Consider the following 11,645-nt stretch of genomic DNA (forward strand, 5'->3'; position numbering starts at 1 on the left):
GGCCGCGACGGCACCGCGGCAGACGGGGCGGGCGGCGCGAGCGGCACCGATCCGGCGGCTCGGGGCTCAGTGGTGCTCGAGGAGCTGACCGACCGCGAGCAGGAGGTCTTCGGCCTCATCGCCGAGGGGCTCAGCAACGCGGAGATCGGCGAGCGGCTCTTCCTCTCCGAGTCGACGGTCAAGACGCACGTGGGGCGGGTGCTGACGAAGCTCGGTCTCCGCGACCGCGTGCATGCGGTGATACTCGCCTACGAGGCGGGACTTCGCTGACGCATAAGTCACAAGTAGTTAACACTTGGCCGACAGTTCTCCGTTTCCGTTCTTCCGGGTATCGAACCTGCCCTAGGCTCGGGCGCAGTGTCGCAACTCCGCGACCAGACGAATTCCGATGAATTCCGACGAAGAAAGGCATCGTCAATGAAGATGAAGCGTACTGCGAGTGCACTCGCTCTCACCGCTGCCGCAGCTCTGCTGCTCGCGAGCTGCAGCAGCACTCCCGCGGCCGAGGAGCCGGGCGACGACGGCTCGAGCACCGAGACCGTCGACACGCTCAAGATCGCGACCCTGCTGCCGCTGACCGGCGGCCTCAACTTCCTGCTGCCTCCGGTCGAAGCGGGCATCTCGCTCGCCCTGTCGGAGATCGAGGAGGCGGGCGGCGTGCTCGGCAACCCCGTGGAGATCGTCTACGAGGGCAACGAGGCCGACGGCGACAACCGCCCGACGCTCGAGGCATCGGCGGCCGACATTCTCGCGAGCGACGCGGCGTTCGTGCTGGGAGCCATGAGCACGGGCTCGTCGCAGCACGTCTACGAGGACATCACCGGCGCCGGCATCCTCATGGGTTCGCCCTCGAACACCGGTGCGATCATGACCGGCGTGAGCCCCTTCTACTTCCGCACGGCCCCCTCGGACTCGATCCAGGGATCGACGCTCGCCTCGCTGATCCTCGGCGACGGCAAGGCGACGGTCGGCTTCCTCACCTTCCAGGATCCCTACGGCACCGGCCTGCGCGATCGCGTGCAGGAGCTCGTCGAAGAGGGCGGTGCCGAGGTCGTCTACGGCGGCAAGGGCACGAACGCCGAGTTCGCGGCGAACACCAACAGCTTCTCGGCCGAGGTGACCGCGCTCAAGGACTCGGGTGCCGAGGCGATCGTCATCATCACCTTCGATGAGGTCAAGTCGATCCTGCCCGAGCTGATGAGCCAGGGCCTCGACCTGTCGAACGTCTACCTGGTGGACGGCAACCTGGTCGACTTCACCGACCTCGACGAGGGCGTGCTCGACGGCGCGCAGGGCACCAAGCCCGGCTACGAGGTGGACGAGGACTTCCGCCAGCAGCTGATCGACGCCTACACCTCGGGCGAGCTCGCCGACACCACCTACGGCCCGGAGGCCTACGACCTGGTCAACCTGGTCGCGCTCGCGGCCGAGAAGGCGGGCGACGCGTCGGCCGCGGCGATCCAGGCGCAGCTGCGCGCGGTGTCGGGCGCGAACGGCGGCACGGAGTGCAACACCTTCGCCGAGTGCCGCGACCTCATCGCCGCCGGTGAGGAGATCCACTACGTCGCGCGCGCCGGAGTCGGCCCGCTGAACGAGCAGAACGATCCCTCGACCGCGTGGATCGGCATCTACAAGTACGGTGCCGACAGCAACGCTCCGGTGTTCGTCCGCTCGGAGGAGGGTCAGCTCTAAGCGCGCCCCCTTCGCCGAACGAAGAAGAACCCCCTCCCGACCGGGAGGGGGTTCTTCGTGTATGCGGAGGAGTTCAGCGGGCTGCGCCGGTGCCTGTGCGCCGGTACCCGAGCGAGGTGCCTAGGCTCCAGTGCCCCCGGCGGCCTTCGCCTCGACGTCCGCGGCGAGCGTGCCGAGATAGAGCTCGATGACCTTCGGATCGTTCGCGAGCTCGCGCCCCGGACCCTCGTACGCATTGCGTCCCTGGTCGAGCACGTAGGCCCGATCGCAGATCTGCAGGCAGCGGCGCGCGTTCTGCTCGACCATGATGATCGTCACGCCGGTCTTGTTGATCTGGCGGGTGCGGATGAAGGTCTCGTCCTGGCGCACGGGGGAGAGGCCCGCACTCGGCTCATCGAGCAGGAGCACCTTCGGATCCATCATGAGCGCACGGGCCATCGCGACGGACTGCCGCTCCCCGCCCGAGAGCGAGCCCGCCCGCTGCTTGCGCCGGTCGACGAGCATGGGGAACAGCTCCCACATCTCCTGGAGCCGGGTCGCGAACTCCTTCGGTTTCAGGAAGAGCCCCATCTGCAGGTTCTCCTCGATGGTGAGCGAGGGGAACACATTGTTGGTCTGCGGCACGAACCCGACGCCCTTGCTCACGAGCTGGTTCGTGGCGGTGTTCGTGACGTCCTCGCCGTCGAGGGTGACGGAGCCGTCGCGGATGTCGACCAGGCCGAAGAGCGCTTTGAGCAGCGTCGACTTGCCGGCGCCGTTCGGGCCGATGATGCCGATCAGTTCGCCCTGGTACGCCTCGAGCGTGCAGCCGTTCAGGATGTTGATTCCGGGCAGGTAGCCGGCGGTGAGGTTGTCGGCCTTCACGACGAGCTTCGGGTCGGTCATCGGCTCTCCTCCTCGACCTCTTCGGCGATCTCGGTCTCGATCGCCCGGATGACGGCGGTGTTGATGGCCTCGTCGTCGCCGAGGTCCTTGTCGTGGTGCGCACCCAGGTAGGCGTCTACCACGGCCTGGCTCGTCATCACCGTCTCGGGCAGGCCCTCGGCGATGATCTCGCCCTGAGCCATCACCACGACCCAGTCGCTGATGTGCCGCACCATGTGCATGTCGTGCTCGACGAACAGCACCGTGGTGCCCTCGTCGCGCAGCGCCTGGATATGATCGAGCAGGCTCTGCGTCAGCGCCGGGTTCACCCCGGCCATCGGCTCGTCGAGCATGATCATCGCCGGATTCGACATCAGCGCGCGCGCCATCTCGAGCAGCTTCTTCTGGCCGCCGGACAGGTCGCCCGCCATGTCGTCGATCTTCGCGTCGAGCTTGAATCGCGTGAGCAGATCCTTCGCCCGTTCGATGTTCTCCCGTTCGCGCGCCGCCCAGAGCGGCTTGAACGGGGCGACGAAGAGGTTCTCGCCCGGCTGGTTGTTCGCGCCTATCAGCATGTTCTGCAGAACCGTCATGCGGCTGAGCGCTTTGGTCAGCTGGAAGGTGCGCACCATGCCGGCTCGGGCCGCCTGCGAGGCGCCGGTCCTGCGCATGGTCCGTCCGTTGAAGGTCCACTGCGCGTCGCCGCCGCCGATGAGCCGTTTCGCGTTCGACGGCTGGTCGAAACCGGTAATGAGGTTGAAGAAGGTCGTCTTGCCGGCGCCGTTCGGCCCGATGAGCGCGGTGATCGCCCCGCGCTGCACCTCAAGGTGCTCGACGTTCACCGCCGTCATGCCGCCGAAGCGCCGTTCGATCCTCTCCACCGTGAGGATCGGATCCGGCTTCGACACGCCGGGCGTCTGCTCGAGCGTGCGCAGTTGCGCCCTCAGCGCCTCGCGATCGTAGGGGTAGTTCTCGTCGGCCGGCGGCTTCGCCGGCGCCTGCGTCTCAGACATTGAACGACAACTCCTTCTTGTTCCCGAGGATGCCCTGCGGTCTGAATATCACGAGCAGCATGAGCGCGACGCCGATCAGCGCCCAGGCCAGCTTGTCCGTCTGGTCTGCGGTCAGGACGGAACTCGGCACGAACTCGGACGCCGCGGTGACGAGTGTGATGCGCAGCGCGAAGAAGATCAGCGTGCCGAGCAGGGGACCGAAGATGGTCGCCGCCCCGCCCAGCAGGACGATCATCCACAGGTTGAAGGTCATCGCGCGCCCCATCATGTCGGGGTGCATCGACGAGGGCAGCGTCCAGATGATTCCGCCGAACGCGCCCATGACGCCGCCGATGACGAGCGCCTGCATCTTGTAGGCGTAGCTGCTCTTGCCGAGGCTGCGCACGGCGTCCTCGTCCTCGCGGATGCCCTTGAGCACGCGGCCCCAGGGGCTGCGGATGATGAGCCACGCGATGAGCAGGAAGAGCGCGACCAGCGACCAGCCCACGATGCGCGTCCACCAGTCGTTGCCGCCGGTGTTCGTCAGCGTCATGCCGAGGATCGTGGTGGTGCCCTCGGGCAGCGGCGAGAGCGCGCTGAACACGTCTCTGTACTCCCGGCTGTGGAGGCCGCTCGAGGCGCCGGTGATATCCGCGAGGAGATTCATCTTGAAGATCATCCGCAGAATCTCCGCGGCAGCGATCGTCACGATGGCGAGGTAATCGCCTCTGAGCTTGAGCGTCGGAATACCGAGGATGAGCGCGAACACCACGGCGGCCGCGGCAGCGACGAGCAGGGCCGGCCAGAAGCCGAGCCCGAAGTAGCTCACCGAGACGCCGAAGCCGTAGGCCCCCAGCAGCATGAACCCGGCCTGGCCGAAGTTCATGAGGCCGGTGAAGCCGAAGTGGATGTTGAGGCCGATCGCCGCGAGGACGAACGCGGCGGTGGTGGGCGAGAGGAGCGTGTAGAGGACGCTCGATCCGAGATCAGTCAAGAATTCCATGATGTGCTCCTAGCCGATCCGCTCTTTTCGACCGAAGATGCCCTGCGGTCTCACGAGGAGCAGCAGGATCAGCAGCATCAGCGCGGTCGCGAACTTCAGGTCGCCGGGCAGCCAGATGTTCGTGAGCTCGACCATCATGCCCACGATCATGGATCCGACGAAGGCGCCGAATGCGGTGCCCAGGCCGCCGAGGGTGACCGCGGCGAAGAAGAGCAGCAGCATCTGCCCGCCCGTGAACCAGGTGATGCCGTTGAACACCAGGCCCAGGAATACGCCGGCGAGGCCGGCGAGGCCGCCGCCCACGATCCAGACGATGTTGATGACCCGGTCGACGTTGATGCCGGAGGCCTGCGCGAGCGCCGGGTTGTCGCTGATCGCGCGCGTGGCCCGGCCGAAGCGCGTGTACATGAGGCCGAGACCCACCAGGATGATCGCCACGATCGAGAACCCCATCGCGACGAGCGACTGGACGGTGAGGATCACGCCGAAGACGTTCACCGTCGCGGGCGTCGACGTGTCGATGCGGATGACACCGGTGCCGAAGAAGAGCTGGAACAGGTACTGGATGACGATGGACAGGCCGATCGACACGATCATGATCTGCATCAGACTGAGCCGCCGCTTCCGCAGCGGCTTCCAGAGCAGTTTGTCCTGCACGAAGCCGAAAGCTGCGAGGGCCAGCACAGCGAGGGCGCCGGCCAGCCAGATATTCCCGGTCAGTCCCATGAACAGCGCGGCGCTGAGCCCGCCCAGCGAGACGAGCTCGCCGTGAGCGAAGTTGCTGAGGCCGGTCGTGCCGAAGATGAGCGAGAGTCCGAGGGAGGCCAGTGCGATGAGCAGGCCCATGCGGATGCCCGACGCGAACTGCTGCCAGAAGCGCGGCCAGGAGAACGAGCTGACCGAGGTGCTGCTGTTCCCGTCGGATTCGACGGCGGTGCCGCCGTCGGTCCCGGCGCCGTCCCCGCCCCCGGAGGCTCCCGCGTCGTCGCCGCCGCCCTCGGGGTCGTCGGTGAGCGGGAACAGTGCGCTCTTGAAGCCGTTGAACTCGACGGTCACCTCGCGGGTTCCGACGCTCTTCAAGAACTGCCCCTCGGGCAGGCTCTCCGGGTTCAGAGTCACGGCGTAGGTGCCGGTGGCGGTGACGGTGAAGTCCCAGCGCCCCTCGTCGTTCGTGGTCGTCGTCTGGGCCTCGCCGTTCCCGCTCAGCGAGAGCTCGACGTCTGCCGCCGGCTCGCCCGAGCTCAGCTTGATCGTGCCCTGGATGCAGGCCGTCGCCGCATCCGGCGCGCACGGATCCGCGGCGTGAGCCGGCTGTGCGGTGAACAGGCCGCCGAGAAGGGCGGCGATGAGGCCGAGAAGCAGGATCAAGCCGATCGGGCGTCTACTGCTCGGCGAAAGGGCCGTTGTTGGTGTCACGGTGCCTCCGAGTCATCTGGCGCGCCGCTCCGTTGCGCGCGCCGCATCTCTGGAATCGTAGCGGACTGTCGGCGTGCTCCGTCGAGAAATGTGGGGTGGCTACATATCTTCGTGACCAAACAGGAATATTCGGGCGGCACGACACAGCTATGCATTGCATGTGCGTATCATGCCGGCAAGCTGTGCGTTCGCCCGAGGCGAGAGGTCGGCGCAACCGATCGGGGTGGGGGAGTCCGGGCTACGATTGGGGGCATGTCCGAACGATCCTGGTCCTTCTCGAAAGCGTTCCGCAACCTCTTCAGCGGGCCGGAACTCATCACCGAGGAGACCTGGGACGATCTCGAGTCGGCGCTGCTCACCGCCGACTTCGGGCCCGAGGTCGCGGAGTCCATCCTCGACCAGCTGCGCGACGACGTCGAGCGCCATCGCGTCTCCGAGGTCGTCGAGCTGCGACGCATGCTGCGCGACGCGATCGAAGACCGCCTGGCCGCCTTCGATCCGACGCTCCGGCTCTCGGAACGCCCGGCAGTGATCCTCGTCGTCGGCGTGAACGGAGTCGGCAAAACCACGACCATCGGCAAGCTCGCGAACTATCTGCGCACCTTCGACAAGCGGATCGTGGTCGGTGCCGCAGACACCTTCCGCGCGGCCGCTGTCGAGCAGCTCGCCACGTGGGCCGAACGCGCCGGCGTCGACATCGTGCGACCGCAGCAGCCGGGGCAGGATCCGGCGTCGGTCGCCTTCCAGACGATCGAACGGGCGGTGCAAGAGGGCCACGACATCGCGATCATCGACACCGCCGGCCGGCTCCAGACCAAGGGCGGGCTGATGGACGAGCTCGCGAAGGTCCGCCGCGTGATCGAGAAGCTGGCGCCCGTCTCCGAGGTGCTGCTGGTGCTCGACGCGACGACGGGGCAGAACGGCCTGGCGCAGGCCGATGCCTTCATCGAGCATGCCGGGGTGACCGGACTGGTCCTCACGAAGCTCGACGGTTCGGCCAAGGGCGGCTTCGTGCTCGCGGTGCAGCAGAAGACGGGTCTGCCGATCAAGCTCGTCGGCCAGGGCGAGGGGATCGCCGACCTGACCGGGTTCACCCCCCACGTCTTCGCTCAGCAGCTGGTCGGCTAGGACCGGAAGGTAGGATCAGGAGCACTATGGCAACTTTCGGAAACCTCTCCGCGCGACTCACCGACACCTTCGCGAAGCTGCGCACGAAGGGCAAGCTCTCGGCCGCCGACGTCGACGGGACGGTCCGGGAGATCCGGCGCGCGCTCCTCGAGGCCGACGTCGCGCTCGAGGTGGTCAAGGACTTCACCGGGAAGGTGCGCGAGCGCGCCCTCGGCGACGAGGTCAACAAGGCGCTGAATCCCGCGCAGCAGGTCGTGCAGATCGTCAACGACGAGCTGATCGGGATCCTCGGCGGCGAGCAGCGGCGCCTCGAGTTCGCGAAGACCCCGCCGACGGTGATCATGCTCGCCGGCCTGCAGGGCGCCGGCAAGACGACCCTCGCCGGCAAGCTCGCGAAGTGGCTGAAGGACCAGGGCCACACCCCCCTCCTCGTCGCCTGCGACCTGCAGCGCCCCAACGCCGTCACCCAGCTCGGCGTCGTCGCCGAGCAGGCCGGCGTCGCGATCTACGCGCCCCACCCCGGGAACACCGGCGTCGAGGGCGACCTCACTGTCGGCGACCCGGTGCGCGTCGCGCGGGACGGCGTCGCCGAGGCGCGATCCAAGCACCACGACTTCGTGATCGTCGACACCGCAGGTCGTCTCGGCGTTGACGCCGAGCTGATGAAGCAGGCGGGCGACATCCGCGCGGCGATCGACCCCGACGAGGTGCTCTTCGTCATCGACGCGATGATCGGCCAGGACGCGGTCGCCACGGCGCAGGCCTTCCAGGAGGGCGTCGACTTCACCGGCGTGGTGCTCACCAAGCTCGACGGCGACGCCCGCGGCGGCGCGGCGCTGTCGATCCGCGGCGTCACCGGCAAGCCCATCCTCTTCGCCTCCACGGGCGAGGGACTCGGCGACTTCGAGCCCTTCCACCCCGACCGCATGGCGAGCCGGATCCTCGACCTCGGCGATGTGCTCACCCTCATCGAGCAGGCCCAGCAGGCCTTCGACGAGGAGGAGGCGCGCCAGGTCGCCGAGAAGATCGCGAGCGATCAGTTCACTCTCGACGACTTCCTGAAGCAGATGCAGCAGCTGCGCGGCGCCGGCTCGATCCAGAAGATGATGGGCATGCTGCCCGGCATGGGCAAGATGAAGGATCAGCTCGCGAACTTCGACGAGCGCGAGATCCTGCACACCGAGGCCATCATCCAGTCGATGACGCCGGATGAGCGCCGGAACCCGAAGCTCCTCAACGGCTCGCGGCGGCTGCGCATCGCGAAGGGATCGGGCCAGACGGTCACCGATGTCAACTCGCTCGTCAACCGCTTCGAGCAGGCCGCGAAGATGATGAAGACCGTCGCCAAGGGTGGTGTGCCGCAGATCCCCGGGATGGGGCCGGTGCCGGGCATGGGCGGCGGCTACGCGGGGAAGAAGAAGCAGCAGGCCAAGGGCAAGGGCGCGAAGCGCTCGGGAAACCCGGCGAAGCGCGCCGCGGAGGCCGCGGGCCGGCCGACGACCCCGACCGGGGCGGGCGGATCCGGGTTCGGACTCGGCGCGGCGGGAGCCGCGGGCGGATCGACCGGAGCCGGTGCAGCGGGCCAGCAGGATCTCGAAGCGATCCAGAACATGCTCCGCGGCGGGCGATAACCGGATCAGATCCTCGCCCGACTGGAAGAAAATACCTGATCGCGACAAAGTTTGCATTACTGTTCCTGACGTGCGAGGATAGACCGGTTCGCGCTCACGCGCCTTCGTGTCCCGCAGCGGACTGAGCTTCCGCGCCGTTCCCGGCGCGGCGACACCGACCAATCAAGGAGCAACATGGCCGTCAAGATCCGTCTCAAGCGCCTCGGCAAGATCCGGGCACCCTACTACCGCATCGTCGTCGCCGACTCGCGCACCAAGCGCGACGGCCGCGTGATCGAGGAGATCGGCAAGTACGATCCGACTCAGAACCCCTCGTTCATCGAGGTCCAGGGCGAGCGCGCCCAGTACTGGCTGAGCGTGGGCGCGCAGCCCACCGAGCAGGTCGCGGCGATCCTCAAGCTGACCGGCGACTGGGCGAAGTTCACCGGCGAGGGCGATACCGAGTCGAAGGTCCTCGCGCCCGAGGCCAAGGCCGTCTTCGAGGCCGACGCCGCGAAGAAGCCCGTCCTGCGCCCCAAAGCGGAGAAGCCCGCCGAGGCGCCGAAGGCCGAAGAGGCTCCTGCCGAGGCCGAGACCGCTGAGGTCGCCGAGGCCGCCGACGCCGAGAACTCCGAGGGCTAGCACATGGCCGGCTCGCTCGCGGAGGCGCTGGAGCACCTGGTGCGCGGCGTCGTCGACCATCCGGACGAGGTCCGTGTCGACAACCGCGACACCGCGCGCGGCGAACTGCTCGAGGTGCGCGTGCATCCGCGCGATCTCGGCCGGGTGGTCGGCCGGGGCGGACGCACGGCCCAGGCCCTGCGCACCGTGATCGGCGCACTCGGCGACGGCCGCTCGGTGCGGATCGACGTGGTCGATACCGACGCCGACGGCTTCGACGGTACCGCCGGCGCCTGATGTCGCCGGCTGACGGACGCCCGCAGGCTCCCCGCCCCGAACTGGGGCCGGGGAGCCTGCGCGTCGGTCGCCTGACGAAGCCCCACGGGCTCAAGGGCGGCCTCAAGATCGAGCTCTACACCGACAACCCCGAGTTGCGGTTCACTCCCGGGGCGCGTTTCCACCTGCAGGTGCCGGAGGACTCGCCCTGGTTCGAGCTCACGATCCGCATGCGCGAGCTGCGCTGGTTCAACGGCGTGCCCGTCGCCTTCTTCGAGGAGGTGTCCGACCGGACCGCGGCCGAGAGCATCGTTCGCGCGATCCTCTGGATCGACGAGTCCGCCGTCGCCGCCGGGCAGGAGGAGAACGCCTGGTACGACCACGAGCTCGTGGGGCTCGAGGTGCGGAAGGACTCGGCCACCGGCCCCGTGCTCGGATCCCTCGCCGAGGTGCAGCACTTCCCCGCGCAGGATCTGCTCGCCGTACGGACGGCGGACGGCACCGTGCTGGTGCCCTTTGTCGAGGCGATCGTGCCCGAGGTCGACATCGCGGCCGGTGTCGTGATCGTTACCCCGCCCGCGGGGCTGTTCGACGAGAGCGAGGCCGTGACCGCCGAGGAGGGCGACGAGTCGTGAGGGTCGACGTCGTCACGATCTTCCCGGGCTACTTCGACGTGCTCGAGCTCTCGCTGCTCGGCAAGGCGCGGGATCGCGGCCTGCTCGACGTGCGCGTCCACGACCTGCGGGACGCGGCCCACGATCGGCACCGGACGGTCGACGACACGCCCACCGGCGGCGGCGCCGGCATGGTGATGAAGCCGGAGCCGTGGGGCGAGACGCTCGACGGTATCCTCGCGGACGAGGGAGCGGATCCGGATCCGCTCCTCATCTTCCCCTCACCCGCGGGAGAGGTTTTCACGCAGTCGATGGCCCGCGAACTCGCGGGGGAGCGGCAGCTGGTGTTCGGCTGCGGTCGCTACGAAGGTATCGACCAGCGGGTGTTCGACGCCTTCGCGGAGCGCGGCCGCGTGCGGCTCGTCAGCCTCGGCGACTACATCCTGAACGGCGGGGAGGTCGCGGCGCTCGCCATGATCGAGGCCATCGGGCGGCTGCTGCCCGGTGTCGTCGGCAACCCCGAGAGCCTCGTCGAGGAATCGCACGAGGAGGACGGGCTGCTCGAGTATCCGAGCTACACGAAGCCTGCGGTCTGGCGCGGCCGCGAGGTACCGCCCGTGCTGCTGAGCGGCAACCACGCGGCGATCGCGGCCTGGCGCCGTGAGCAGTCGATCGAGCGCACGCGCCGGGTGCGCCCGGACCTCCTGCCGCCGGGGGCCTGAGGCGGATCCGAGACGATACGGCCCCTGCCGGACATACCCTGGTATGAGGGAGGTCGTGTTCGGGTGCAAGACACAGACGACGCAACGCTGCTCGCCGATATCGTCGCGGGCAGCGAGGTCGCGCTCGCCGAGATCTATGCGCGGCATCGGCGCGCCGTCTACGCGCAGGGCTACGTCGAGACCGCCTCGCGGGCGGACGCCGAAGAGGTGCTGCAGGACACGTTCTTCACCCTTTGGCGGAAGCGCCGAGGGGTCAGGATCGTCGGCGACTCGGCGCTGCCGTGGCTGCTCGTCACCGCGAAGAACCTCGCGCGCAACCGCCGGCGCTACCAGGCGCGGCGCGCGGCATCGGAGCTGCCGGACGAACTCGGCGACGACCGCGCCGACCCCGCACAGGCCGTGGTCCGGGGCGAACTCGCCTCGACCCTCGCCGAGGCGCTGGGCGGGCTCGAACCGATCGACCGGCAGATCGTGCACCTCTGCCTCGTCGAGGGGGCGAGCTACCAGGAAGCCGCGGATCGGCTCCGCTCGACGCACGCCACGGTGCGGAACCGGCTCAGCCGTGCGCGCAAGTCGGTGCGGGTGCGCCTCGAAGCGGAGACCGAGGAGGGGCGGGCATGAGCAGTGAACCGACTCCCGAGGAATACGATGCCCTCGGCAGGGGTGTGCTGCGGCGGGTGCGTCGCACCGCGCGCCGGCGCCGAGGC

General features: G+C 68.4%; 13 protein-coding genes. 9 read left to right on the forward strand and 4 right to left on the reverse strand.

All coding sequences use genetic code 11. The features are described from left to right. Both ACFPZL_RS05985 and ACFPZL_RS05990 read left to right on the forward strand, forming a co-directional pair. Positions 1-270: response regulator transcription factor (locus ACFPZL_RS05985; RefSeq protein WP_382334884.1), on the forward strand; the 270-nt coding region annotated here is incomplete at its 5' end. A 147-nt stretch (positions 271-417) separates the two neighbouring features. Further along, entirely contained in the window at positions 418-1,692 is a 1,275-nt protein-coding gene (locus tag ACFPZL_RS05990; protein WP_236021687.1) for an ABC transporter substrate-binding protein, read from the forward strand. A 120-nt stretch (positions 1,693-1,812) separates the two neighbouring features. Here ACFPZL_RS05990 and ACFPZL_RS05995 read toward each other — a convergent pair whose 3' ends face one another. From ACFPZL_RS05995 to ACFPZL_RS06010, 4 genes are read right to left on the reverse strand one after another with little or no spacing between them, the layout of a single operon-like run. Then, complete coding sequence (locus ACFPZL_RS05995; protein WP_218113878.1) at positions 1,813-2,577, reverse strand: ABC transporter ATP-binding protein; 765 nt, start codon at positions 2,575-2,577, stop codon at positions 1,813-1,815. Then, positions 2,574-3,569, reverse strand: a complete 996-nt coding sequence (locus ACFPZL_RS06000; RefSeq protein ID WP_218113879.1) for an ABC transporter ATP-binding protein — start codon at positions 3,567-3,569, stop codon at positions 2,574-2,576. Before ACFPZL_RS06000 ends, ACFPZL_RS05995 begins: the two co-directional genes overlap by 4 nt. Then, the gene (locus ACFPZL_RS06005; protein WP_218113880.1) at positions 3,562-4,551 is read right to left on the reverse strand and encodes a branched-chain amino acid ABC transporter permease; all 990 of its coding nucleotides are present in this window, start codon (positions 4,549-4,551) and stop codon (positions 3,562-3,564) included. Before ACFPZL_RS06005 ends, ACFPZL_RS06000 begins: the two co-directional genes overlap by 8 nt. Before the next feature lie 9 nt (positions 4,552-4,560). After that, positions 4,561-5,919 (reverse strand): branched-chain amino acid ABC transporter permease, encoded by a 1,359-nt coding sequence (locus ACFPZL_RS06010; RefSeq protein WP_236021688.1) that lies wholly within the window; start codon positions 5,917-5,919, stop codon positions 4,561-4,563. A gap of 300 nt (positions 5,920-6,219) precedes the next feature. On the opposite strand from ACFPZL_RS06010, the gene ftsY reads away from it, so the two are divergent. From ftsY to ACFPZL_RS06045, 7 genes are all read left to right on the forward strand, one after another. Beyond that, on the forward strand, positions 6,220-7,095 hold the full coding sequence (gene ftsY, locus ACFPZL_RS06015) for a signal recognition particle-docking protein FtsY (RefSeq protein ID WP_218113881.1): 876 nt from the start codon (positions 6,220-6,222) through the stop codon (positions 7,093-7,095). Positions 7,096-7,121: 26 nt separating this feature from the next. Continuing rightward, positions 7,122-8,726: a signal recognition particle protein gene (gene ffh, locus ACFPZL_RS06020; protein ID WP_218113882.1), complete on the forward strand. Its 1,605-nt coding sequence runs from the start codon at positions 7,122-7,124 to the stop codon at positions 8,724-8,726. Between the two features lie 174 nt (positions 8,727-8,900). Next, a complete protein-coding gene (gene rpsP / locus ACFPZL_RS06025) occupies positions 8,901-9,347 on the forward strand; it encodes a 30S ribosomal protein S16 (protein WP_218113883.1) in 447 nt (148 codons plus the stop codon). Positions 9,348-9,350: 3 nt separating this feature from the next. Next, positions 9,351-9,623 carry an RNA-binding protein gene (locus ACFPZL_RS06030; RefSeq protein ID WP_382334888.1) on the forward strand — a complete coding sequence of 91 codons (273 nt, stop codon included), beginning with the start codon at positions 9,351-9,353 and terminating at the stop codon, positions 9,621-9,623. Then, the gene (gene rimM / locus ACFPZL_RS06035; RefSeq protein WP_218113885.1) at positions 9,623-10,237 is read left to right on the forward strand and encodes a ribosome maturation factor RimM; all 615 of its coding nucleotides are present in this window, start codon (positions 9,623-9,625) and stop codon (positions 10,235-10,237) included. Before ACFPZL_RS06030 ends, rimM begins: the two co-directional genes overlap by 1 nt. Beyond that, positions 10,234-10,938 (forward strand): tRNA (guanosine(37)-N1)-methyltransferase TrmD, encoded by a 705-nt coding sequence (gene trmD / locus ACFPZL_RS06040; protein WP_218113886.1) that lies wholly within the window; start codon positions 10,234-10,236, stop codon positions 10,936-10,938. The genes rimM and trmD overlap by 4 nt, the downstream gene beginning before the upstream one ends. Positions 10,939-11,001: 63 nt before the next feature. Beyond that, positions 11,002-11,559: an RNA polymerase sigma factor gene (locus tag ACFPZL_RS06045; protein ID WP_218113887.1), complete on the forward strand. Its 558-nt coding sequence runs from the start codon at positions 11,002-11,004 to the stop codon at positions 11,557-11,559. Positions 11,560-11,645 lie beyond the last annotated feature (86 nt).

This window comes from Leucobacter soli (assembly GCF_042659205.1).
In the GTDB taxonomy this organism is placed as follows: Bacteria; Actinomycetota; Actinomycetes; order Actinomycetales; family Microbacteriaceae; genus Leucobacter; species Leucobacter soli.

Bases quoted from the DNA above. Each gene is read 5' to 3' on its own strand.
- ACFPZL_RS05995 (WP_218113878.1), bottom strand. From the start codon at position 2,577: ATGACCGACCCGAAGCTCGTCGTGAAGGCCGACAACCTCACCGCCGGC.
- ACFPZL_RS06005 (WP_218113880.1), bottom strand. From the start codon at position 4,551: ATGGAATTCTTGACTGATCTCGGATCGAGCGTCCTCTACACGCTCCTC.
- ffh (WP_218113882.1), top strand. From the start codon at position 7,122: ATGGCAACTTTCGGAAACCTCTCCGCGCGACTCACCGACACCTTCGCG.
- ACFPZL_RS06000 (WP_218113879.1), bottom strand. From the start codon at position 3,569: ATGTCTGAGACGCAGGCGCCGGCGAAGCCGCCGGCCGACGAGAACTAC.
- ACFPZL_RS05990 (WP_236021687.1), top strand. From the start codon at position 418: ATGAAGATGAAGCGTACTGCGAGTGCACTCGCTCTCACCGCTGCCGCA.
- ftsY (WP_218113881.1), top strand. From the start codon at position 6,220: ATGTCCGAACGATCCTGGTCCTTCTCGAAAGCGTTCCGCAACCTCTTC.
- rimM (WP_218113885.1), top strand. From the start codon at position 9,623: ATGTCGCCGGCTGACGGACGCCCGCAGGCTCCCCGCCCCGAACTGGGG.
- ACFPZL_RS06030 (WP_382334888.1), top strand. From the start codon at position 9,351: ATGGCCGGCTCGCTCGCGGAGGCGCTGGAGCACCTGGTGCGCGGCGTC.
- rpsP (WP_218113883.1), top strand. From the start codon at position 8,901: ATGGCCGTCAAGATCCGTCTCAAGCGCCTCGGCAAGATCCGGGCACCC.